This window comes from Bdellovibrionales bacterium (assembly GCA_018266295.1).
Taxonomy (GTDB): domain Bacteria; phylum Bdellovibrionota; class Bdellovibrionia; order Bdellovibrionales; family Bdellovibrionaceae; genus JACMRP01.
The window spans coordinates 41,917-65,838 of record JAFEAQ010000015.1 but is presented as its reverse complement, the minus strand read 5'-3'; the positions used below and the strand labels follow the sequence as shown (position 1 = coordinate 65,838).

The window sequence follows — 23,922 nt, the reverse complement described above, 5'->3', positions numbered from 1 at the left end:
GTTTCCACTTCCGGTTTTCGTTTCTTACATAATGTAAGGATGATTTTTCTGAATAATGCTCGGATGAGCTTGGATATTGGCACTCACCCCGTCCATCTCCGCATTCATCACCCGGCTCTTTGCGATATACTCTTTTGAAGCATAAATCGGAATATCCAAGTGCAAACAAAGCGACATGACTTCATCCGCGCGGATCTTAATTGAATCCTGAGTTGGATGGTTTTTCAAAAATAGGCGAACGAATTGAAAGTGCCCTTTCAACTCAACAAACACACATCTTTCGATCTCGATATGCAAAGTCTCTAACAATAGCTCCGTAAATCTGTGCGGAGTTGTCGGCGCAACTGCCTTGTTGGCTTGGCTGAGCGCTACACCGGCCTCGAGCGGATTCACCGCCACCGGCAAAGTGTATTTATGTTCCTCATCTTTGAGGAGCAAGAAAGGGCGAGCGAAATCCGTACTGACTGAAAGACCAAATGGTTTCAGGCGCACGAGATCTTTTTCCTTAAAGTTTTTCTCCTCTTCCATAGAGTTTGAAAAAACAATCTGAGAGTCCGCTTTTTCTGCATTGAGCAATTGCGTTTGCTTCATCAACTTCACCGTCTCCTTTAGTTAGGAAGAACCTCTACGAGTTCCCCACGCAGAACCGCTGGGTAGGCTTTCGTGATCTTCACAGGCACTGTTTTACCGATCAGATCCGCGGATCCCAAGAAGTGCACCAGTTTGTTTTCCGGTGAACGGCCTGAGACTTTGCCTTCAGTCGACTCTGCTTTCTCGACCAATACCTGTAATGTGAGTCCGTCGTAACGTTTGGCAAGGTCAAACGCCATTTTATCGTGAGCATCAAATAAACGGTTCAAGCGCTCGGTTTTAACGTCCTCTGGGACCTGATCTTCAAACTTCGCGGCCTTCGTAAATGGACGCGGCGAATATTTGAAGGCAAAAATAGTTTCAAAACCAACTTCCTGAACCATACTGATCGTATCCTGGAAGTCCTCCTCAGTTTCCCCTGGGAAGCCCACGATAATATCAGTAGATAGCACGACATTTGGAATGGCTTTCTTGATCATCTTGATTTTTTCAAGATACTCCTCACGCGTGTAACCACGGTTCATGCGCTCAAGAATGCGGCTATTTCCGCTCTGAAACGGCAGGTGAATGTATTCGCAAACTTTCGGCTGATTCGCGTACATCACATCGACGAGTTTCTGATTGAAATCCTTCGGATGCGATGTCGTATAACGAACGCGCTCGATATCTGTTTCTTTAGCCACTTTCTCAAGCAAGTCTGCGAAATCCGCACCACAGTCACTGTGATACGAGTTCACGTTTTGCCCCAAAAGCGTTACCTCTTTCACTCCCCGCTTTACCAGGCCGCGGATATCCGCAAGCACGTGTTGCAATGGGCGACTCTTCTCGCGGCCGCGAGTAAACGGAACGATACAGAAGCTGCAGAAGTTATCGCAACCTTTTGCGATATTCACGAAGGTCGAAACGCCCGGATTTCGGACCAGAGTCTCAACGTGATAAGGAGCTCTGTGCTCCACTTTCGCGTTCACCACGCGAGGCTTTTCCTGCTCGTAAACTTGCGCCACGAGGTTTGGCAAATTGTCGATGGTGTCCGTGCCGAAAACGAAATCAATCATCGGCTGTTTTTTGATAAGATTTTCTTTTTCTTGCTGACCTACGCAACCGCCAACGCCGATACGAAGATCAGGGTTTTTCTCTTTCATTTTGCGGTAAGTACCGACTTCAGAATAAACCTTGTGCACTGGCTTTTCACGGATACTGCAAGCGTTGATGATGATGACCGAGGCATCTTCCGGCTTTTCAACCGGCGTGAAGTTCGACATCTCGAGCAAGCTGTACATACGCTCAGTGTCGTTCACGTTCATCTGGCAGCCATAAGTGGAGATGTAGACTCCGCGCCCCTGGCCGATATCCTGGTTTTGGTCTTGAGAAATAGAATTCGCAACAACGCCTGTGTCAGCGCCTGTTGCTTGTGTTGAAGTATGTTCCATTCGGAGGGTCCTTTACTCGGGTCCAATTTCACATTGTGTCACAAAAGCTTTTGAGTTATAGAGGATCGCCAGGAGAAAAGCAATGCAACCACGTCTTAAAACCTCAAAAAAATGGACGGCATTTCCTAAGGAATACACCGAGCAAATCGAGTCCGTTTTCCAAGAAAATTTTTCTGATCTGCTAGGTTCCAACAAGCTTGTGATTGAAGGCCGCATTTACCCGGCTGAAGTAATGCTCCGCGTCGGCCTTGCGCAACCAGGCCGTATTAGCCAAGCCAACTTTGAAGCATCGATGGATTACGATCCTCAAAAAAAGGACGCTGTCGACCGCATCCATAACTGCATCGATGCCACGGCTTCGATGATGATGGACTACTTTGAATCCGACGGCGAGTCTGAGTTCCCGCGCACGTGGCAGGAATTCCCGTTTAACGGCGTGAAAGTTTACCTGCAATTCACCACCGAAAACACCGACCTCGAAGCTCAAGCAAATGCACTTCTTGGTGAAGACGACGATTCTCTCGTGCTCGAAGAGCAAGAGAACGAAGACGCTCTCGATCGCTCTGAAGTCGACGAAACTCTTTCGCACGATCAAGACGAAGAAGACTTCCCAGAAGATGAAACTGAGGAAGACGACGAAGAGGATGAGGACGATTCAGGCCCTCGCATGTTCGGCGGCGGCAAAAAGAAAAAAGGCGACATGCACTAATGGAGATTCGGCACGGGGCTCACAGATATCATTTGAGGTCTGCAGTCCCGAGCGACGCTCCGAAGCTGCGCCTGTTACTCAACGCCGCTTACAAAGAGCTCGCGGATCTAGGACTGAACTACACCGCCACTTACCAAGACGAAGCAGACACTCTCGAGCAAATTCTAAATTACCGTGTATTCGTTTTACTTCAAGGTGACGATCTCATCGGCACCATCAACGGCCGCGACGAAAACTGGTTCAGCGGCCTTAGATCTTTCTACTTAGGAAAATTCGCAGTACGCCCAGATTTAAAGGGCACAGGCCTGGGTCATCTTTTGATGAACTACGCAGAAGACATCGCCGCCGCTGAGGGTTACGAGTCGATCCAGCTCGACACTGCAAAGCCTGCCACGCATCTCGTGGAGCGCTACCAGCGCCGCGGCTACAAGATCATCGGCGAAACCCACTTCGAAGGCAAAACCTACGACTCTTGGATTTTTGAGAAGATTTTCGAAAAGCGCATTTAAATACGCTTTCTCAATCCCAGCTATTTAAGCGGGCAAAGTCAGAATAATCGGTTTTGATTTGGTGATCACCATCGTGTGTTCGTACTGAGCAGACATAAATTTCTTATCTGTAACAAGAGTCCAGCCATCACCTTTATCGATGACTTCGGAAGCACCCGTTGAAAGAAACGGCTCAATCGTGATGACTTGATTCTCTTGAAGAAGACGTTTATCGCGTGAATCATAATAGCCAGCAATAAATTCGGGCTCTTCATGTAGACCACGACCAACACCATGACTACCAAGATTCTCAATAATCGAAAAGCCGCTACGTTGAGCCTCAGTCTCGATCGCGCGACCGATCTGATTAATACGCGCACCCGCTTTAGCAACATTCATCGCATTTTGAAGCGCACGCTTAGTAGCGGCACATAGGTTCTTCTGCAACTGAGTCTCAGGCGGGACGACAAAAGAACCACCAGTATCAGCAAAGTATCCACCAAGCTCCGCAGACACATCGATATTCACAAGATCACCAGCTTGAATCACGCGATCGCCAGGAATACCGTGAGCCGCTTCTTCATTCACACTGATGCAAGTAGCACCGGGAAAGTTATAAACCAATTGAGGAGCCGAACGCGCGCCATGAAGTTCAAGAAAGGCAGCACCGAGTTCATCAAGTTCACGCGTCGTGATGCCGGGCTCAAGCTTAGAACCCATATACTGAAGACAGTTCGCCACAACACGGCCAACAATTTTCAAAGCTTCAAAATCCTTCTCAGTCTGAATCGACATAGACACCTCTCCTATTGGTATACCATGCCCCAGCCACCAACACAAAACAGGACTCCTCCACCTAGGCCATCAGTATAATTCCTACCCAACCTCACATCAAACCAATAAGATCTGATCCGGAAAAGCGACCTGGTACCTTTTCAATAACCTGATTCTCTCCCCTCCAAAAAATGTCTAAATCGCCCCCCACATACCTCGCCTGGCCGACCACGATGGTCGGACAGCCCCGTTCTCACGGACGGATGGCCCACGCGAAGTAAGCGACTGGGCGAGCGCGTAATTCTCATCGCACATCACGGAAAAACTGAAACTCTCACCAGGTCTCTTAAAGAGTTTATGAATTCAAATAGTTATGTAGAGAGAAGAAAGAAGAGAGAGAGGCAGAAATCTTAAATCTTCTTATAAATCATTTACTTAGCACTAAATCCATTGACCTCATATCAACAAATTATTATATTGCCCAAGAATGAAGAAATCCACTTCCCCACTTTTTGATTATCATGACTCTGGTGCTACAAAACGTAAGTACGGAAGAACCACTCATGGGGGAATAGAATCAAAAGGTCGCCGTAAAGAATACCGTCCACTTTCAGAAAAGAAATGGATCCATCTCACCCTAAAATCTTCTAAAGCAAAAGGCCCATGGAGCTTCCTCACTCCCAAAAACCAACAAATCATCCGCGAAATCCTCAAATCCAAATCAAAAAAATGGGGCGTACAGATCGCAGAAGTCATCAACGTCGGGAATCACCTTCACATCAAGCTTAAATTTAAATACCGCGAGGGCTTTCAGAACTTCCTAAGATCCGTAACAGCACTCATCGCAAGAAAGATCACCAACGCCCGACGTGGGCATGCTGCCGGTAAGTTCTGGCAAGGTCTCGCCTTCACCCGCGTAATTCAGACGAAACTCGAAGAACTCCAGCTCCGTGGCTACTTCAAAGCGAATCGCATCCAAGCCGCCAAAGGTGAGCGCGCGAGAGAAGAATATCTTGCGAAGTTTAATGAGTGGATCCTAAATCTTCGACAAGCTCCCAGATAACTTCATCGGCATCCTCCGCACTTCGTGCGACTAAATCTTCCAACTCTCGGCACCGAAAGCGAATTGACCCGATCTGCGATCTCCCAAAGAATTTTGTTTCATATCCAAAATGGAGGGATGTATGAACTTTCTAGCCAAAAGTTGTCTTGTTATTTTGTCGGTGACGCTCGCAGCGGTCTTTGCAGAAGCCACACCCGCTCTCGGAGATCGATCGGTCTTCAGTGTCAAACTATCTAAAGGTAATCAGTCCCTCAATGGCAAAGTGATCTTCGAACTTACTAGCTACGACAAGAGTACCGACTCTTGGGTTCAAACATCCACCACCGACTTCAACGGCCAAAAACAAACTCAAACAGACACCGTCGCAACCTCGGACCTCCTCGATGATGCCACCATCGACAGCGTCATCGCCAACTGCGCCGCCCGCGGCGGGAAATCTGAAACTGTGAATGCGCCCGCAGGCACCTTCCCCGCTTGTGCTGTTCCCATCACCAATAGTCAGGGCTCCGGGACTGTCTGGGTTTCGAAAGTCCCATTCGGATATTCGAAGTGGCTCTTGAACCGCACTGATGGAGTGACTGTGGATTCCGTGCTTGAAAGTTTCACGGCGGGAACACCATAAAACTAGAGCGCGTCCCGAAGTGGGACGCCGTCCATCGTAACTCCATAGAGTTTTCCTAAAATAAGGAAGCGTAACCAATGCAACCTTACGAAGGAGAATTCCATGAAACTCACAATGTCTCTGATCCTGCTCGTGTTCATTCAAGCCTCGGCTTTGTCAGCACATGCAGAAACAACCCAAGAGGAACGACGCAAGATATTTAAGGAGTGTGCCGATCAGGTCGGTTTACCCAAACCCGAAGCAGGCCAAAAACCACAACGGCCTGACGAGACTATGAAAAGCAAATTGGACGCGTGCTTGAAATCCAAAGGGCTCACCCCTCCCCAAGATTTCGGCGGCCGTCCTCCCCGACCTCCAGAATCCCAAGGCGTTCAATAAAAACGAAAGGCCCAGCTGATAAAGCTGGGCCTTTTTAATTTCCTCTTAATCAGTCACATCCCGTGACCGTTCGTACTTCACTCTTAGTAAGTACGTTGGTAACACCAACCGCCCGTTTGACCGTTGTATGTACCGTAGTAGTAACCGTAGCCAGATGGGCAAGAACCCTGTGGCAAACAACCCATCACTGTTCCTACATAACCTGCTTGGCAAGTCTGACCTGTTGTGCCTGTGTATGTAACTGGGTAGCACTGGCCATTTACATAGCCGTAAGACATATAGTTAGCACCACACATCGTCGTTTGCTGACCACAACCGTATTGAGTCATGACATAACCAGCTTGGCAAGAGCTGCCGTAAACTCCAGTTGTTGTTGTTGCCGGAAGACATTGACCATTAATATAGCCATAATTGACCGGGCACGACCCCTGCGGCAAACAACCTTGAGACGTATATACGTAACCTGCCGTTGAACAAGTTCCGTAGGCAGTGACTCCGTTGTTGTTCGTTCCACTGCTATTGTTTTTCGCACAGTTCACTAAGAATAACGAAGAGCATACGATCAGCATAAGTGTGAATATTTTGTTCTTCATATTAACCTCTTTGTTAATTTTAAAATCTCTATACTTTGAGTTATTACAAGAACCACGCCGCCCTTGGCACAGTCGTAACGAATAGGTAACATCTGGCACGCTCCAGAGTGAGACAGTGCCGTTTATCGCTAACAGTCGTGCCAATATGTACTGTTTGTGGATCGTCTCAGAGTGAGACCGAGACTATTCGTAGCGAAGAGCTTCGATAGGATGCAACTCAGAGGCTTTCTTCGCTGGATACAGACCGAAGACAATGCCAATGAATGCAGAGAAAAAGAATGAAAGAAGGATGGAATCAAGAGAAATGCTCATCGTCCAGCCAATCGTGTGAGTCAGCGCAACAGTGACTCCCCATGCAAGCAAAATCCCGATGCCACCGCCAATGGCGCTGACAACCACTGATTCCGCCAGGAATTGCATCAGAATATCAATCTTGCGCCCGCCAATCGCTTTACGCAGGCCGATTTCCCGGGTCCGTTCGGTCACTGACACAAGCATGATATTCATGATTCCGATACCGCCGACAAGGAGTGAAATCGCCGCAATCGAAGATAGCAACATCGCCATGGTCTTACTGCTTGCAGACAATGCTGCCTGAAGATCCGCCATATTGAAAATTTGAAAAGCGTCGTCTTGAGCCGAGATCGGCACGCGATGGCGTTTATTCAGAACTTCTTTAATCGAGTCTTGAGCTTCATCCAACTGATCTGCTCCGGTCACTTCAATATCCACAGAGTCTACATAGTCGCGGCCAAACATACGGTACATCGCCGTCTGTACAGGAATCACAATGCGATCATCCTGATCCTGCGGACCTGCTGCCCCCTTTTCAGGAAGCAAACCAATAATATTGAAATTGATTTTATTAATTTTAATCGTCTCGCCCACGGGGGACTTTTCGCCAAAAAGTTCCCGCGCGACAGTTTGCCCAATCAAGGCAACAAGGGCACGTCTTTGATTTTCAGACTCGGAAAAGAAACGTCCCACCACCGGAGTCGATGAGCGCACATGCTCAAAGGAGTTTGAAACACCCATCAGTGTCGTATTCCAGTTTTTATTCAAGTAAGTAACCTGGCCACGCCCCTGCACCGTCGGCACAACATCTTTGATGCCCGAGACTTCGTTTTTAAGGGCGGCGACGTCGTCAGTGGTGATGCGAATCCGAACACCCGATTCTTGCGCAACACCGGCGACACGCACATTCCCTGCACGGAGAATCAGCAAGTTCGATCCCATTGAGGCAAGTTGGTTTTCAATCGCCTGCTGGGCTCCATGCCCGAGAGCCAGCATCGTCACAACCGCTGCAACACCAATCAAAATCCCCAGCATGGATAAGCCTGAACGGATTTTGTTGGCGGCCAAGGTTTTATAACCTTGATGGAAATGCTCAACAATTTCGCCTAAGCGAAGACGCGTTGAAAGAATTTGTTTCGACTCATGCTTCAGCCCGCTTTGCGGAAGTGGTTCTTTACGTTCATCCGATTGCACAACGCCATCGCGCATACGAATGAGGCGTTTTGCTTGCTCACCGATTTCTTCTTCGTGGGTCACGACAACCACGGTGATTCCCTGCGCGTTCAGTGCTTTCAAAATCTCCATGATCTCTTTTTCGCTTTTTGAATCAAGATTCCCGGTCGGTTCATCGGCAAAAATAATTTTGGGCGCATTAATGAGAGATCTGGCGATAGCGACACGCTGTTGTTGACCGCCGGAAAGCTCGTTCGGCTTGTGATCGCTACGAGTTCCTAAGCCCACTTTTTCAAGTAAGACCTGAGCTTTTTCAAAATTAAAACTTTTTTCCGAATACAATAATGGCAACGAAACGTTTTGCCACGCCGGCATTCTTGGCAATAAGTTAAACTGCTGAAAGATAAAACCAATTTCATCACGACGAAGAATCGCCAGTTCATCTTCTGTGAGTTTTGAAACCTCACGACCATGCAGCTGATAACTGCCTTCGCTCGGCACGTCTAAAAGACCGAGAATATGCATGAGGGTTGATTTACCGGAACCCGAAGGCCCCATGATCGCCACAAAATCACCATCTTCAATCGTGAGACTGACGCCTTTTAAGGCGTCTACACGGGTCTCACCCATTTGGTATGACTTAGTGACATTGCGGATTTCAATCATACGATTTTCCTATCGACCCCCGCGCGATCCCGGAGGACGAGCTCCACCCATCGGCGAAAACGGATTAGTGCCTTTTTTCTCGCGGCTGAGTTTCACCTCAGGAACCATCGCGACATCGCCTTCATCAAGACCATCCAGGACTTCGCTATGCTTTCCATCGGAGGTGCCAATTTGCACATCGCGGGTTTGGGGCTGCCCCTCAGGACTCTTCACCATCACCACGGTTTGTCCACGCTCGACCTTAAGAGCTTCATTGGGAACCAACAGGATGTTCTTCTTCGACTCTACAAAGAAGGTTACATTGGCCGTCATCCCGCTGCGCATATATTCCGGAGTTTCAGACGGCAACACATCGACGATATAAGTTGTCACACTATTCACAGTTTTTGAGTCAAACGCAATCTGATCAGCTTGTGCTTTGATTTTCTTATCAGGATAAGCATCAAGTACGATTTGTGCTTCTTGTTTCAATTTCACTTTTGAAATATCCGTTTCATCGACCTGCGCTTTCACAGTCAGGCGGTCGGACATCGTGAAAATCGCATCCGTTGTTGTGAATGTCTGACCGGGCTCGACGTTGCGAAGGATGATGGTGCCCGAGATCGGTGCCATGATCGGCGTCGGTAAATAAAGCTCAGACCAAGTTTTATATTCTTCAGCCCCTTTGGCACGAGCGGCATCCAGCATCGCCGCACGCTCTGTTGAGCTCATCGAAGCAATGATCTGACCCTTACGAACCTTCTCGCCTTCACGGACATAAATATTATCCATGCGGCCAGCAACCGGAGCCTTAATTTCAAGACGGTTTTCCGGTTGAACGGTTCCTGTTGCAAGAATGGTGACTTCTAAGTCGCCGCGCTTCACCGGTAAATACTTGTAAGTCACAGCTTCGTTCTTCTTTTTGTTGTAAGCGTAGTAGCCCCAGCCGCCGCCAGCCAACACGAGAATCAAAATTCCCCAGAGGAGTTTCTTTTTAGATTTTTTCGCAGTATTAGTCACGGTGCTCATTGCAAAACTCCCTTACCCTGAACTTGCTCCCATGCGGCTTCAGAAACTATGCGATCGCGCTCGCTCTGCAGCAAGCTCTTCTGGCGCTTAATCAGATCGCTCTCGATCAAATCCCAGTCATCAAAAGTAGAAAGACCGTTATTGTACTTCTGACGCGAAATTTTTTCGCGTGCTTCCGCAGCTTCAACGTAGGCTCCATCTACTTTGAGCTTTTGCACAGCCTGAACATATGACACATACGTGTCTTTCAACTTCACGAGCTGATCTTTGAGAGTGCTACTTCTTGTCAGCGTGCTGGCCTTTAAAGACTCGAGCGAACTCCGGGTCGAAAAATAATCTCGGCCGCCGTTAAAGATCGGCATACTGATAGACGCTCCCACTGACCAACGATCTTGATCCGGATACCAGCTTGTCCCCGACTTACCCGTCGTCGCCGACAAGTTCAAAGAAGGATAAAAGCCGGCCTCTGACTGAGTCACGCTGGCCTTTGAAATATCCTCTTGAGCCATCGCGGATTTATACACTGGCGTGTCCAAAACAAGCTTTTGAAAATCAGGATTTGTCTCAGGCGGCACTGTCACCGGCACCTTGCCATTAAGAATATAATTGTTCATGTCCTCTTCGCCGAGAATCTTCGCAATCCGAGACTGCGCCACGGAAAGATCCTGAGTGGCTTGCAGATAATCCAAGCGCGCGTCTTCCAAATAGGCTTTTGAAAGAAGCAATGAGCCTTTGTTTTCCCGTCCGCCGTCGAAACGAAGCTGTACCATTTTGAGATTCAGTTCGCGGCGATCAATAATGCCTTTTGCGAGTTTCACATAGTTTTGCGCATAGACGAGGTCGGCAACGGCCGATTTAAGGTCATAGCTGACCTTTGCTTGGGTCGTCTGCAGCGACGCTCTGGCAAGATCATAGTTCGCCTTATTCTGAGCCACTTTACCGGCATCAGAAAATCCCGAGAATACGTTTTGTGTTGCTGTCAGTGCAACACCGTAATCATCGGCAGTGCTACCTCGGCTTGCAGAAGCCGAAGCACTCACTTGTGGCATGTAATTATAGTAAGAACCCTTCACAGAATACTCAGACGATTGCAAACTTCTCTGCGAAGAGAGCAGCTCTTCATTGTTTTCTTTGGTTTTGGTGACGAGCTCAGACCAAGAGAGGCTCTTGTCAGCGCCAAAAACTGAAGATGCAAAAAGACTCAAGACTAAGAGAGGGGTGCCAAAATACGTGATCATAAAAACATCCTCTCATGAAATTGTAAGAGGAAGTGTGGAAGCGCGGAAGCAAAAAAGAAAAATGGGACCTTTTGGGTCCCATTCTATTAACTTTTGACTCGTAAATATGGAGCTGCCTCCATAATCCAACGAAGGGCCCTTTAGAACTCTTCTTCGTCAACTCCGGTAGAGCCACCTTCGCCCATGCCACGAACTTCTTCGATGTAGGCGTTCGTATCCTCTTCAAACTCATTCTCACCAGCACTCTCGTCAATTTCGAGTTCTTGAATGGCTGCCAAGAAGTCTTTCTCCGTACGAAGGTCGCGACGGATCATCTCAAGGAACTTGTCAGGATATCTCGCAGTGAGCTCCTCAACATATCTCTCGAGTTTTCCATCGGCCAAAATTTTCTTACGAACTTGGATTTTCTTCCAGAAGAGCAAGTAGTGGTAACGGCAATAGCCATCAACAATCCCGATTTGGTCGCAATCACGAGAACGGCAATAACGACGTCCTTCAGCATCCGTGAGGATGACTTCTTCGTCGCCTTTATCTTTGCTCTCAGCAGCCCAAGCTTCGTCGTCAACGGATTCTTCGTCCAATTCTTCAACGGCTTTGAGTTCCTCTTCGTATTCGCCGATTTCATCGGCGCCGGCAAAGTCATCATCGCTGACGAAATCATCGTCCGCATCTGCTTCTTCTTTTTTAGGCTTCCCCGCTTTTTTCGGAGCCACACCCTTTTTCGGAGCCGCTGCTTTTGCTGCTGCTGGTTCCGGAGTGACCTTTTTCGTTTCTTTTTCTGCAGCCTTTTTTTCAGGCTTTGCAGGAGTCGCTGCTGCGGCTTTCTTCACAGGAGCCGGAGCGGCCGCCTTGGCTTTTGCTGGCGGAGCTGCCGCTGCTTTTTTAGCAGCCGGTTTTTCCGGAGCTTTCGCCGCTTTGCCAGCAACAGGCTTTTTGTGCTTCGCATCACTTGCGGCAGGTTTAGCCGCAGGCTTCGCTACGGGCTTTTTTGCCGCAGCATGTTTAGCTGCTGGTTTTGCGGTGGTTTTTGCCGCGACTGTTTTTTTAGGAGCACTCTTTGCGGGAACTGGTTTCTTTTTTGTCTTTGCCATAGAAAAGAGCCTTGAATGATTACAAAGGCCCTGTCAACTGATTATTTAACAACAATATTTCCCTCTTGAGAGCGAACTACGATACTGCCTTTTTGTTCACCACCCTTGAGGCGTCCGCGCACGGTCTTTTCCGTCGCCGAACGATTGACCTTAAGTTCGCCAGGGACCGTGATCTCCCCGTCCGTGCTGAGCAAATTTAGGAACGCTCCACTGCCCGCCACCGTCTGCACAGAGACGCGGCCAGAGGTCGCCTTCACATGGACGTCTGTGTCAGGAAGAATTCCGAGACTCACCGCCCCTTCTCCCGTCTGCCCGTCCACACGACCGGCAAACTGCTGAGTGACAATGCTTCCCTTCACGTTTTCAAACTGCAACGTGCCGGAGCTTTGCAAGATTTTAGCTGTGGACTGAGTCGTATTCAGAGTCAAAACACCTTTGGATTTTTCCACCGTCATCGTGCCTGCGTAAACACTGCCCTCAAGGTCCCCTTGCAGGTTGCGGACAGTCAGATTGCCTTTATAAACATCCGCAGCCACTTTCGAGCTCTGATCTTGAACCGTCGCATCCCCGTTTTGAATTTGGATCGTCAAAGAAGCCGAACCACCCGAGGCAGTCACACGTCCTTTTACAAGTGATACTTTAAGTTCTTTCGTCCACTTTTGGCTGGTCACTTGACCTTCACGGAGCTGAATTTCCACTGGAACTGACGCCCCCGTGAACTCCAACGTCTTACGCTTCGGCGCGCGAGTCAGAGCTTCTTTCCATTCCTTTTTGTCGGAGTATTCCTGCATTTTGATAAACAGGATGCGGTCTTTTTTCTCGAGAGCAAAATTACCTGGATCACTGGTTTCGTCGATGCCGGAAACACGCAGTTTCGGAGCGTTCGGTTGCGCGTTTAACTGAACATGGGCCTCTAAACCAACAACAATGATACGATCAACATCTTGTGGAGCGACTTCAAAAGCCAGGGCGGCTTGCGCTTGCTCGCCACGAGCAAAAACTAGCAGGGAAAATAAAGCAAAACCTAGGGCAGAAAAATTCCATCTCGCAGGTTTACTGAATTGCGTGTCGTTACACTTCATTGTGTCACTCCGTTTAATCTAAAAGCGTCTATTTGACTCTCTCCTGAAAATATAAAAGATTGGTCGGGTTCTAGCTAGAGTTTCTTTCAATTAAAGGAGAATTTATGGAAAACGTTGTGATTGTTAGCGCCGTGCGTACACCGGTGGCCTCTTTTCAAGGAGCTTTGAGCTCTCTACCTGCCCCAAAATTGGGCGCAACTGCCATCAAGGAAGCATTGAACCGCGCTCAAGTTTCTCCAGACGAAATCGATGAGTGCATCATGGGTGAAGTTCTGACTGCAGGTGTTGGTCAAGCTCCGGCTCGCCAAGCAGCTCTATTTGCAGGTCTTAAAAATTCTACTCCCTGCATGACAATCAATAAAGTTTGCGGCTCTGGCCTTAAAGCTCTGATGCTTGCAGCGGACTCTTTGCAACTCGGTCACACAAAAATTGCGGTTGCCGGCGGCCAAGAAAACATGTCGATGGCTCCGCACTTGCTTGAAAATTCTCGTGCAGGCTACCGCATGGGTCCAGCAACGATTGTTGATTCTATGATCAAAGATGGTCTCTGGGATCCATACAACAACTTCCATATGGGCTCTGCAGCTGAAATCTGCGTAAAAGAAAATCACTTCACCCGTGAGCAACAAGATGCTTTTGCAATTGATTCTTACAAAAAAGCCCAAGCGGCAATCAACTCTGGTGCTTTCAAAAACGAAATCGCGCCAGTAACGATCGAATCTAAAAAAGGTGCTGTCACTGTTGATAAAGACGAAGAACCGTTTAACACGAATTTCGACAAAATCCCTGGTCTTCGCCCGGCTTTTGAAAAAGACGGTACGATCACAGCGGCGAACGCGTCTAAAATCAACGACGGTGCTGCCGCAATGGTTTTGATGACTGAAAGCACAGCAAAAGCCCGTGGCGCAAAACCTTTGGCAAAAATCGTTGCCCAAGCGACTTTCGCTCAAGATCCTAAGTACTTCACAACAGCCCCTGTCGGCGCGATCAAAAAAGCATTGCAAAATGCAAACTTGAAAATCGCGGACATCGATCTTTGGGAGATCAACGAAGCATTCGCTGTGGTTACGCAAGTTGCAATGAAAGAACTTGAAATCCCAGCTGAGAAGGTCAACGTTTACGGTGGCGCAGTTGCCATCGGTCACCCGATCGGCGCCAGCGGCGCTCGTATCATGACAACGTTGATTCACGCTCTTCACTCTAAAAACAAACGCTACGGTCTTGCTACTTTGTGCATCGGCGGCGGTGAAGCAGTCGCTGTGATCGTTGAGAAAGTGTAAATCATGTCTAAGAGTAAAGTTTACGCTGACGCCAAGTCAGCCCTTGAAGGCATCAAAGACGGCATGACCCTCATCGTTGGGGGTTTTGGTCTTTGCGGTATTCCTGAGAACAGCATCCAAGCCTTAAAAGAGCTTGGAGTTAAAGGCCTCACTTGCGTTTCTAACAACGCCGGTGTGGATGATTTCGGTTTGGGCATCTTGCTTCACTCTCACCAAATCAAGAAAATGATTTCTTCTTACGTCGGTGAAAACGCGACGTTTGAAAAACAATTCATGAACGGCGAGTTGGAACTTGAATTCTGCCCCCAAGGCACACTGGCTGAGCGCATGCGCGCCGGTGGCGCCGGTATTGCCGGCTTCTACACTCCAACGGGAGTGGGCACTTTGGTTGCTGAAGGCAAAGAGATTAAAAACTTTGATGGCCGCGATTATGTGCTTGAGCGCGGAATCGTGGGCGACTTTGCTCTAGTCAAAGCCTGGAAGGGTGATAAATTCGGAAACTTAGTTTTCAGAAAAACCGCTCGTAACTTTAACCCGATGGCGGCGACCGCAGGCAAAATCACAGTCGCTGAAGTTGAAGAACTTGTTGAAGTGGGTGAACTCGATCCAGATCAAGTTCACACTCCAGGCGTTTACGTTCAGCGCATTTTCCAAGGAAAAGGTTATGAAAAACGCATAGAACAAAAGACTGTGAGAAAGGGTTAAGTCATGCCTTTAAATCGTGATCAAATCGCTCAGCGAATCGCACAAGAAGTTGAAGACGGCTATACCGTCAATTTGGGTATCGGCATCCCGACATTGGTAGCGAACTTTATTCCGCCAACAAAATCCGTTATGTTACAGAGCGAAAACGGTCTTCTCGGCATGGGTCCCTTCCCGCTCGAGAAAGACATCGATCCAGATCTTATCAACGCCGGCAAACAAACTGTGACAGCACTGAAGGGCGCAAGCTTCTTTAGTTCTGCGGATAGCTTTGCGATGATTCGCGGAGGCCATGTCGATCTCACTGTTTTGGGGGCGATGGAAGTGGATCAAAACGGCAGCATCGCCAACTGGATGGTTCCAGGTAAAATGATCAAAGGCATGGGCGGCGCGATGGATCTCGTCGCCGGTGCTAAAAACGTGATTGTGGCAATGCAACACACGGACAAAGAAGGTAATTCAAAACTTCGCACGAAGTGCACATTACCTCTGACGGGTGTGAACTGTATTAAGAAAATCGTTTCTGATTTCGGCGTGATTGATGTCACTCCGAACGGTTTCGTTCTTCGTGAGTACGCACCGGATTTGACTCCAGAGAAAGTTGTCGCTGCCACTGAAGGCAAGATGACAGTCGCTCCGGACTGCAAACCGATGAAGTTCTAATTCTGAATTTACAAAGTAGGAATTTCAAACCCGCTGATAAAGCGGGTTTTTTTATTGTCTACATCACCTGGGAACATTTCCAGCCTGGAAGCGATAATCACCGAAAAGTTGAATAAGACCCTTGCAGAAATTTAACCAAAACTACTGCCGCAATACCGGATAAGTGACTTTCATCTGCATCACTTTTTGCTGGATCTCTTGAGATTTTTCCATGAGTTTCAGAGAACGCATCATCAACTGAGGTTCGCCTTTACAGAGGCGAATCGATTCGGCTTTTGAGTAGGGACCTGCATAGGCTTTAATCGCGCAATCCGCCGTTGCAACGCTTGTATCGCCACTGCAAAGATCCAAGGACTCCGCCTTTGAAAATGGACCGGCATAAGCTTTTGAAACACAGTCCACAGGACCGGTTGAGCGAGCATGAATGCAAAGATTAATAGACTCTTCTTTAGAAAGAGGACCTGCGTAGGCTTTCATGGCACACTCTGCAGGAGCTGTTGATCTCGCCCCTGAGCAAAGTCTCATGGACTCATCCCTACTAAATGGGCCCGAATAAGCCTTATTCACGCAATCGACAGCACCTCCAGGTGTTGTCGGCGCCGTCGCCGTACAAAGATACTCCTGGCCGTCGCGAGTTAATTTAAAAGAATCCGCAAAAGCAGTCGTCGCTGATAAAATGAGAGCGATCATTAGAAGTGGTTTCATTGTGTCCCCCTTTTTAAAGACAAGGACCAATGAAGCAACAAGGATGCCAGCGGTCTAGTAACCGCCCGATGGATAGCAAGTGTAACCGACGTACACCCAGCGATGCTCTGACTTACTCCACTTATAAGTCGGCACCTCTTTATAGCCATAAGGACACTGGCCGGCATTGTCGGCAACAATTGCAACCCCTGCCGCAGGAGCTACCATCGGATGCTGTTCTGCCCCGGCAACAAAACTCCAAAGACCTAGGATCGAGAGTAACGAAATAGCCATAAATGTTTTCATGGGAAGCCTCCGCAACTCAACATAGTAAAGGTTGTTGCGCGGTCTATGACGGAGTATTGCAAAATTAAGCACAAGAGTATTTTACTGTTGCTCTTGCTTTCGTTAGCGTTCGAAACAGCTCGCCCTCGGTCGAGGTCTATTTGCCGCCCGCTCTGATTAAAGTCATACTTATGGAAAGAGTTTTAGCGAGGGGAAGATCGTGGCTGACGGCAAAAAAGTCGCAAAAGATACTTACTTATTCCGCGAAGGAGATGCGCCGGATGCGATGTATATCGTAAAATCCGGGATGTTAGCCGTCACAAAAACCAAGGGAACCTCTGAAGTCGTTCTTGCCGAAATCGGCCCGGGCTCCATGGTTGGAGAAATGGCGATCTTTGACAAAAAACCTCGCAGCGCGAATGTCAAAGCGATGAAGGACTCTGAAGTTATTTCTCTTCCTTACGAAGGCCTCAACTCCCAAATGGATTCACTGCCAGTTTGGGTCAAAGCGATCATGAGAACCATGAACGAAAACCTGCGCGAGGCCAATAAGAAAATCAAAATGCTTGAGAACCCCGCGGGCCAAGAAGAAGACCGCTTCCCGCCTCACACAGTGACGAAGCTTTTGTCTCTGATCAATCTTGTTGGACACAAATATGGCAAACCCGAAGAAGGCGGCGTTTCGGTTCCAGCGGGTGTGTTGCGCCGATATACGATTCAGGTTTTCCAAGAAGCTACGAACAAAATGAACAGCATGACAGCGGCTTTGAAAACTCTCGGCTATATGACGATTGAAGATCTCGGCGAAGGCCGCCAGAAGATGATCAATCTTCAGCCGGATTACTTGTTTGAGTTCGTTGACTGGTACACAGAATGGCTCTTTAGCTCTGACAAAGAGAAGATTTCCCTCAGAGATGACGAGTGCAAAATCATGGATGGCATCCTTCACTTTGCCGCAAAAGTTCAGCCGGATGCCAAAGGCTTTCACAAAGTGAATGTAAACGATATTCAAAATGAATCCATGAAGGATCTTGGCCGCTTGATCCGTGTTGAAGAACTCAATCCGGCCATCGAAAAGAAACTCGTATCAGAAAAAATCATGGAAGAGTCCGGCATTTTTATTAGCGTGAACCCGGCGGAAGTTTCAAAAATGGTGAAAAACTGGGGCCTCATTAATAATCTGAAAAAACATCTTCGCTAGGATTTAGCACCTGACCTGACAGAAACAAAAAAGCCACCTTGCGGTGGCTTTTTTTATTGAATATTAGGATCTGCCTGACATCGCAGCGGAAGCTCGTCATCCTTCGCGCGCACTTGGTTTTCAGCGCCCACGATATGCAAGAAGAGCGCATTCGTCTTTGCGCCGTCTGAAATCGGCTGACCGAGAGTAAAGATCACGCGATCTCCTGTCTTCGCCAAACCATTTCTGACAAGAAGGTTATCCACCTGATCAAGGATGTCTTCCATTGTCTTGTAAGGCTTCAACGTCAGCGTTTGAATACCCCAAGTCAGCTCCAGAGTATTCAACACATCCATACGGTCTGTGACTGCGATAATGCGTGCCTTAGGGCGATAGCTGGCAATAATATTTGCCGTCTTCCCTGTCGTTGTCAGACACACAATCGCTTGCGCATTCAGCTTCAACGCAGACAAACTCGCGCTCGCTGCGATCGCCGCCGGAGGACTTAAGAATTCGTTTTCAAGAGAGATCTTATAGTACTTCTCTTCGGTCCGCTCGACCTCAACGATAATGTCATGCATAGTGCGGATCGCAAGGAAAGGATGCTTACCACTTGCCGACTCTGCAGAAAGCATCAAAGCGTCCGAGCCATCAAGGACAGCATTCGCAACGTCTGTGATCTCAGCTCTCGTCGGACGAGGATTTTCAACCATGCTATCGAGCATTTGAGTCGCCGTAATAACAGGCTTTCTGAGCTGATTACAAAGAGTAATGATCTTCTTTTGAATACCCGGCAACAGGGTTTGACCAACTTCAACAGCCAAATCTCCACGCGCAACCATAATCGCATCACTGAGACGAGCAATCTCTTCAAGATTATCGAGGGCTTCAACCATTTCAATCTTCGCGCAAATTCTTGCCGGAGATTTCTTACTTTCAATAATTTCACGCAGCTTGCGAATATCACGCGGATGACGAACAAAACTCAAAGCAACGTAGTCAACACCGTTCGCAAGACCGAACTCGAGATCTTCCAAATCTTTTGTCGTCATGCAATCCACCGGAAGGTTCGCCCCCGGAAGATTCATCCCTTTGCGGTCTTTCAAAATACCGCCAAAGACCACTTCCACATCCACTTCATTGCCGCGGACTTGCAAAACCTTCAACTCAAGCAATCCGTCATCCAAAAGAATTTTCGTGCCTGGCTGTACAGACTGAGGGAGCTCTTTAAAATCACTTGGAATAAGTCCCTCACGCCCCACAACATTATCTGTCGTAACTACAAGCTTATCGCCCTTTTTAAGAGGAATAGAGCCCTTCTCAAACTTACCGACCCGAATTTTTGGACCTTGCAAGTCTTGAAGAATTGTTACGGGCGCACGGAGTTCGCGGGAAAGTTTGCGAACAGTGTGGATCACTTTCAGGTGATCCTCATGATTGCCATGGCTAAAATTAAGCCGGGCAACATTGAGCCCGGCTTTGATTGCTTTTTCAAGGGAAGCCTCATCACGAGTGGATGGGCCGATAGTTGCGACGATCTTGGCTCTGCGATCTGCTAACATGAAACTTATGCCTTCTTGCTGTAGTTACTCATTCTCGTAGACAAGTTTTGCATATCTTCCTGATGGCGTCTATTCATTCTATCGAGTTGTTCCTGGTGAGCTTCATTGTTTTGCGCCAATTTTGCTTCATACTTCATCTCGATAGAGCTCACAGATTGCTTCTGTTCTTTTTCTTTATTGTCTAAACGCTGAGCATAGTAGTTCTCAATACGTTTGAGTTCTTTCTCATGGTTTTCTTTCATCTGGTTGATTTTATTCTCATAGTTCGAAGTCAGGGTTTCCATTTTCTGGTTAAAACCTCTCTCCATTCCACGGAAGCGATCACCCATGGCTTTATTTAAGCGAACCATGTCATCGGTATTCTTCTCTCTTTGCCCCTCGAGACGGCCTGCAAAATTATCCTTCATCTGATCCAGAGAGTTATCGAAATAGTTGCTATAGGCCTCTTGATTGTCTCTTGCCACTTTCGTGATTTTCTTTACACGATCCTCTGCATTGTCAGTGATCAGGTTCACACTGTCTTTGTGCTGCTGCATAAGAAATTCGCGATCCTGACGATTTCTCTGGGTGAGCATATCCATTTCACCACGATGTTCACGATTCGATTCGCGCAAAGTTTTACTGGTCTGATCCACCATTTGACCGATACGTTTTTTATTAACATCCTTCATATTTTCCAGAGCACCTTCTTTTTGGTTCTCTAGTATCTTTGTTTGCTCGGCAAATCTATTCTCAAGATCACGACGCTCAATATTTCGCAAACGCTCGTTGTTAATCATTTCATGATTCAATTTACTACTCAGACGATCCACTTGGCTTTGCTTTGAGCGTACTTGACCATTCAAACGGTCATTGACCGAATCACGCAGCTCTTGGTTCGAATCATCGAGTTGCTGGTATTTTTTATCAATGGCGTTATTATACTTACGATTGAGCTCATTCAACTCCCCACGAAGAACCATGCCTTGGGTCTTCATATTATCGGCATTCTGCTCTTCGTAGTTATCAACGGTATCGCGGTATTTCTGGTTCCAACGAGAAACCTCGGATTCGCGCTGGCGGCGCTCCGCATTGAGTTTTCCCTCGTAAGCCTTACGCATTTCTTTGTTATCGCGGTCTTTGTTTGCAAGCTGCAAATCACGGTCTTTCACCGTTGCATTCATTTCCTTCTCATGAGCGCCCTTCAGTTTCTCATCGTGACTATTCAGAGTTTCTTTCATTTCTGTCTGATTACGACGGCTCATTTCCTCAAACTTGTCACTTTGCTCAGCCATCTCGTCACGGTGACGCTCGATAAGATTGTCCTGCTGCAATTTGGTGATCGATTTTTGCTTACTCAGAGCGCCTTCCGAGGCATTTCTCATCTGACGGCGATCTGATTCGTTCTCTTCGCTTTTCTTCCGAAGCTGGCCTTTGTATAGATTGCGGACTTCGTCCACTTTACGCATGTTTTCCTGATCGCGCTCGCTCAGATTTTCGCGATAGTGATTCTTTAACGCCTCCATCTCTTTACCGAACTCTTCGTTCAGACGATTGATTTCTGCGTAGTGCTTTTGATTAAGGCTTTCCATTTCCGCTTTTTGACGTTTTTGATTCTCGGTTTCGCGAGCTTCGTAATCCTCACGGGTTTGACGAACGCGATCATCCTGACGTTTACGTTCTGAAGAGCTGATACTGGACATCCTTGTCCTCCTCGGAAAATATCTACAAAATCCTGCTTTTAGACTATCACAAAGCGGATTTTGAGAGGACTAAGGGCTCTTTTTAAAGGGGAAAACAGGACTTTGGTAACTCGCAAAAGGTCGGGATTTATTGATCAAAAACGCGCTTATGAAACTCGGCACGAATGCGAAGGCGTTCTTCCTCTTTTTTACGCTGAATTTCAAGCTGCGCGCGCTTCTTATCATCCAATGCCGCGAGCTCGCGCTCGGCCACTTTTTTGTAGATATCACCGCTTTGCTCGACAAGGTCGGACCATTGGTCTTTTAAATCCTGAACCTCAGACACAAATTGTTCACGCTTTCCTGGATAGAGCTCGTACCAGGCCTTTAAGTGTTCCTTGAGGTTGATTGGTTCAATCATTCCGTGTTCAGTTTTCGCTTGAGAGTTCACATTACCCACCCAAACTTCAAACCCGCGTGGGATTTCCAATTTGGTTTGATCTTTAAAAGTGACAATGAGTTTTGAAGTAATGTTACGGAAAACGATACGCCCGTCTTTTTGCGCAAAAATCCAGTATTGACCGCTGCTGCCTTCGGCCTGCGCAGAAACTGTTCTAATTTTCACGGAAGGACCGTTTTGCACCCAAAGAGTTCCAGAAACAAGTTTCCAGTCTTTAGATTTAAGATCCTCAGCCGTCAGAATGGTATTGCTACCGGCACTCAGCTTCACATTGCCAGACTCAAAAGACCATTTGCCTTCCGTCACCTTGAAAGAACAAGGAACAGCTCGACCCAAGCAATTTTCAGGATATGTCATTGCCGGCTCAGAAGCGCGCACGCGGACTTCCATTTGAAAAGCGGCAATAAAAAGTAAAACGTGCGCAAATTTCTTCATTACTCGACCTGAATACCTTCAGACAGCTTGCGAGCCTGAGCACGCAATTGATCATTTTTAAAGTGTGTCTGAACGGTTTTATAAACTTCAGAAGCTTCTTCGAGACGGTTATTGAGCTCACTGATTTGCCCCATACGAAGCATCACAAATCCCGTGAGATCATTGTCCGGATACTGCTGTAGCATCTGGTCAATCAAATCCAAGCTGTTCTTGTAGTCCTTTTGCAAAAAGTAACCTTCAGCCATGAAAAAGTGACTCTCTACTTTGTAGCGAGAGAGCGGATACTCGTCCAAGACTTTACGGAATTCTTTGATGGCTTTTTCATACTTCTGCTCCTTGAAAAGCTTTTTACCCTTTTCAAAGATCACACCGGAAAGATCGATCTGCGCCTCGCTCGCAGGCACCCGCAGGGCGCTTGCAAAGTTCTTCATTTCATAGCTAGCAATGTCGTTTTTGATTTCGGAATTCGGCGGCAAAACCGCAGCAACACTCTGTTTGAAATCTGTCAGCTGATTTTGCAAAAGAGCATTCTTAAATTCTTCCCTTTCAACTTGCTTACGCAGTTGATGAACTTGAACTTGATACTCTTTCCCTTGATTGAAGTAGTTTGTAAACTCGTTGTAGCCCCATAACAGGCCCACCGTGATGCTTAAACAAACTATGACAAATAAAGAATTTGAGACTCTTTTCATAGGGTGCTTATCGGCAATCCCTCGAAAAAATTGAGACAGTCTCAACTTGAGACTGTCTCTTAAAAAAACCTAGACCATAGATTGGGGCGCAAGGATTTCTCCAAACTAAGCCTAGTTATTAAAACCTCATTAATACTTATAATCGACGGACACCATCGAGTTCTCAGGCAGATTCACTCCATCAGCCAAAGTCACCACTTTACCGGAAACCGAGTAAGCGCTCTTATCCAAAGCCATGCCGTTGACCTTAACAGCAGAAATGGATTTCACAGCATCCACTCCCAAGGTAAAACGACGAATCGCTTTAGACACAGACGCATTGATTAAATCACTAAAATGTCCGCTCCAGTCCTGCAGGCAGATATTGTAGTTGCGGCCACCGGTCGCTGTCGCCAGCTCTTTATAGACGACACCTTCTTTATCCATACAAGGACTACTTGCTTTATCAAGACCAATGAACGAAGAAACACTCACGTCCTTCGCTGACCATTTCTGCTGAGCCACTAAAGAGCTCATGAATGAAGATGATGCCAAACTTGAATTGTCGTCAGTCACAAATACGACGATCTTTTTAGAATCATCACGCAAGAAACCCGCCGGAAGAACTTTTAACTGGTTAAGCAAAACCTGAGGTCCGTCTTTAGATTCTACGCGCTGATTGATCTGCTTGTGAGTTGCAGAATCAAAACTACTAGGAATAGAAACGGAAGTCCCTGAGTTGCCTTGCTGGCTTACTAATAACAAACGGAAATTCGTGCTTTTATTAAGCGCAGTCAGGAAGGCATCAAAGTTCTTACGAACGAGTGCCGCTTCTTCATTCATTGAGCCTGAGTTATCAATCACCCAGATCATATCCAGCGGAGCCGCTTCGCTGTTAAACATCACTTTAAAAGTCTCATTGTTTTCTTTATCAGAAACCACAGGCGCACCCGGCTGAGACGCATCGTTGCCACTGGATGTAGAATCCGGGCTCACCGCACTTGGGTCCCCGTTACTAGAACTCATGCTTAATGTATCTTCTGGTTTGAAAGCTACGTTTTGTGCGCAGTTTTGAAACATGACGATCAAACAAGCACCAACGAACAATAAAGATGATCTTTTCAACATGACGTCCCCCG

The 23,922-nt window shown here is 47.4% G+C and carries 25 protein-coding genes; 9 read left to right on the top strand and 16 right to left on the bottom strand.

Features of this window, described 5'->3' with window-relative positions:
• Positions 1-24 precede the first annotated feature (24 nt).
• Together JSU04_16280 and miaB are read right to left on the bottom strand one after the other, a co-directional pair.
• Positions 25-591, bottom strand: a complete 567-nt coding sequence (locus JSU04_16280) for a bifunctional nuclease family protein (GenBank protein MBS1971870.1) — start codon at positions 589-591, stop codon at positions 25-27.
• Between the two features lie 17 nt (positions 592-608).
• Complete coding sequence (miaB, locus tag JSU04_16275; protein ID MBS1971869.1) at positions 609-2,021, bottom strand: tRNA (N6-isopentenyl adenosine(37)-C2)-methylthiotransferase MiaB; 1,413 nt, start codon at positions 2,019-2,021, stop codon at positions 609-611.
• An 82-nt stretch (positions 2,022-2,103) separates the two neighbouring features.
• Here miaB and JSU04_16270 point away from each other — a divergent pair, with 82 nt between their 5' ends.
• Together JSU04_16270 and JSU04_16265 are read left to right on the top strand one after the other, a co-directional pair.
• On the top strand, positions 2,104-2,730 hold the full coding sequence (locus JSU04_16270; protein MBS1971868.1) for a hypothetical protein: 627 nt from the start codon (positions 2,104-2,106) through the stop codon (positions 2,728-2,730).
• A gap of 32 nt (positions 2,731-2,762) precedes the next feature.
• Positions 2,763-3,239 (top strand): GNAT family N-acetyltransferase, encoded by a 477-nt coding sequence (locus JSU04_16265; protein MBS1971867.1) that lies wholly within the window; start codon positions 2,763-2,765, stop codon positions 3,237-3,239.
• A 24-nt stretch (positions 3,240-3,263) separates the two neighbouring features.
• Here the strand turns inward: JSU04_16265 and map are convergent, their stop codons facing one another.
• Entirely contained in the window at positions 3,264-4,013 is a 750-nt protein-coding gene (map, locus tag JSU04_16260; protein MBS1971866.1) for a type I methionyl aminopeptidase, read from the bottom strand.
• Between the two features lie 466 nt (positions 4,014-4,479).
• On the opposite strand from map, the gene JSU04_16255 reads away from it, so the two are divergent.
• The 3 genes from JSU04_16255 to JSU04_16245 all read left to right on the top strand — a co-directional run bounded on the left by JSU04_16255 (position 4,480) and on the right by JSU04_16245 (position 6,055).
• Complete coding sequence (locus tag JSU04_16255) at positions 4,480-5,055, top strand: transposase (GenBank protein ID MBS1971865.1); 576 nt, start codon at positions 4,480-4,482, stop codon at positions 5,053-5,055.
• Positions 5,056-5,176: 121 nt separating this feature from the next.
• Positions 5,177-5,677, top strand: coding sequence for a hypothetical protein (locus JSU04_16250; GenBank protein MBS1971864.1), 501 nt, complete (start codon positions 5,177-5,179; stop codon positions 5,675-5,677).
• Between the two features lie 102 nt (positions 5,678-5,779).
• On the top strand, positions 5,780-6,055 hold the full coding sequence (locus JSU04_16245) for a hypothetical protein (GenBank protein MBS1971863.1): 276 nt from the start codon (positions 5,780-5,782) through the stop codon (positions 6,053-6,055).
• An 83-nt stretch (positions 6,056-6,138) separates the two neighbouring features.
• Here JSU04_16245 and JSU04_16240 read toward each other — a convergent pair whose 3' ends face one another.
• From JSU04_16240 to JSU04_16215, 6 genes are all read right to left on the bottom strand, one after another.
• A complete protein-coding gene (locus JSU04_16240) occupies positions 6,139-6,648 on the bottom strand; it encodes a hypothetical protein (protein MBS1971862.1) in 510 nt (169 codons plus the stop codon).
• 183 nt (positions 6,649-6,831) lie between these two features.
• A complete protein-coding gene (locus JSU04_16235; protein MBS1971861.1) occupies positions 6,832-8,781 on the bottom strand; it encodes an ABC transporter permease in 1,950 nt (649 codons plus the stop codon).
• A 9-nt stretch (positions 8,782-8,790) separates the two neighbouring features.
• Complete coding sequence (locus JSU04_16230) at positions 8,791-9,789, bottom strand: efflux RND transporter periplasmic adaptor subunit (protein MBS1971860.1); 999 nt, start codon at positions 9,787-9,789, stop codon at positions 8,791-8,793.
• Complete coding sequence (locus tag JSU04_16225) at positions 9,786-11,027, bottom strand: TolC family protein (protein ID MBS1971859.1); 1,242 nt, start codon at positions 11,025-11,027, stop codon at positions 9,786-9,788. The genes JSU04_16230 and JSU04_16225 overlap by 4 nt, the downstream gene beginning before the upstream one ends.
• 140 nt (positions 11,028-11,167) lie before the next feature.
• On the bottom strand, positions 11,168-12,118 hold the full coding sequence (locus JSU04_16220) for a hypothetical protein (protein MBS1971858.1): 951 nt from the start codon (positions 12,116-12,118) through the stop codon (positions 11,168-11,170).
• Between the two features lie 41 nt (positions 12,119-12,159).
• Positions 12,160-13,200, bottom strand: a complete 1,041-nt coding sequence (locus JSU04_16215; GenBank protein ID MBS1971857.1) for a hypothetical protein — start codon at positions 13,198-13,200, stop codon at positions 12,160-12,162.
• A 104-nt stretch (positions 13,201-13,304) separates the two neighbouring features.
• Here JSU04_16215 and JSU04_16210 point away from each other — a divergent pair, with 104 nt between their 5' ends.
• From JSU04_16210 to JSU04_16200, 3 genes are read left to right on the top strand one after another with little or no spacing between them, the layout of a single operon-like run.
• Positions 13,305-14,480, top strand: a complete 1,176-nt coding sequence (locus JSU04_16210; GenBank protein MBS1971856.1) for a thiolase family protein — start codon at positions 13,305-13,307, stop codon at positions 14,478-14,480.
• 3 nt (positions 14,481-14,483) lie between these two features.
• Positions 14,484-15,185, top strand: coding sequence for a CoA transferase subunit A (locus tag JSU04_16205; protein MBS1971855.1), 702 nt, complete (start codon positions 14,484-14,486; stop codon positions 15,183-15,185).
• A 3-nt stretch (positions 15,186-15,188) separates the two neighbouring features.
• A complete protein-coding gene (locus JSU04_16200) occupies positions 15,189-15,845 on the top strand; it encodes a CoA transferase subunit B (GenBank protein ID MBS1971854.1) in 657 nt (218 codons plus the stop codon).
• Positions 15,846-15,986: 141 nt separating this feature from the next.
• On the opposite strand, the gene JSU04_16195 is transcribed toward JSU04_16200, so the two are convergent.
• Both JSU04_16195 and JSU04_16190 read right to left on the bottom strand, forming a co-directional pair.
• A complete protein-coding gene (locus JSU04_16195; protein MBS1971853.1) occupies positions 15,987-16,550 on the bottom strand; it encodes a hypothetical protein in 564 nt (187 codons plus the stop codon).
• A 54-nt stretch (positions 16,551-16,604) separates the two neighbouring features.
• Complete coding sequence (locus tag JSU04_16190; protein ID MBS1971852.1) at positions 16,605-16,835, bottom strand: hypothetical protein; 231 nt, start codon at positions 16,833-16,835, stop codon at positions 16,605-16,607.
• Between the two features lie 199 nt (positions 16,836-17,034).
• Between JSU04_16190 and JSU04_16185 the strand changes: the two genes are divergently transcribed.
• Positions 17,035-18,015, top strand: coding sequence for a cyclic nucleotide-binding domain-containing protein (locus JSU04_16185; GenBank protein ID MBS1971851.1), 981 nt, complete (start codon positions 17,035-17,037; stop codon positions 18,013-18,015).
• Positions 18,016-18,068: 53 nt separating this feature from the next.
• Here the strand turns inward: JSU04_16185 and pyk are convergent, their stop codons facing one another.
• From pyk to JSU04_16160, 5 genes are all read right to left on the bottom strand, one after another.
• Complete coding sequence (gene pyk / locus JSU04_16180; protein ID MBS1971850.1) at positions 18,069-19,556, bottom strand: pyruvate kinase; 1,488 nt, start codon at positions 19,554-19,556, stop codon at positions 18,069-18,071.
• Positions 19,557-19,561: 5 nt separating this feature from the next.
• The gene (locus JSU04_16175; protein ID MBS1971849.1) at positions 19,562-21,238 is read right to left on the bottom strand and encodes a hypothetical protein; all 1,677 of its coding nucleotides are present in this window, start codon (positions 21,236-21,238) and stop codon (positions 19,562-19,564) included.
• A gap of 127 nt (positions 21,239-21,365) precedes the next feature.
• Complete coding sequence (locus JSU04_16170) at positions 21,366-22,112, bottom strand: hypothetical protein (GenBank protein ID MBS1971848.1); 747 nt, start codon at positions 22,110-22,112, stop codon at positions 21,366-21,368.
• Positions 22,112-22,804, bottom strand: a complete 693-nt coding sequence (bamD, locus tag JSU04_16165) for an outer membrane protein assembly factor BamD (protein ID MBS1971847.1) — start codon at positions 22,802-22,804, stop codon at positions 22,112-22,114. The genes JSU04_16170 and bamD overlap by 1 nt, the downstream gene beginning before the upstream one ends.
• A gap of 129 nt (positions 22,805-22,933) precedes the next feature.
• Positions 22,934-23,911: a hypothetical protein gene (locus JSU04_16160; GenBank protein MBS1971846.1), complete on the bottom strand. Its 978-nt coding sequence runs from the start codon at positions 23,909-23,911 to the stop codon at positions 22,934-22,936.
• Between the last annotated feature and the right edge of the window lie 11 nt (positions 23,912-23,922).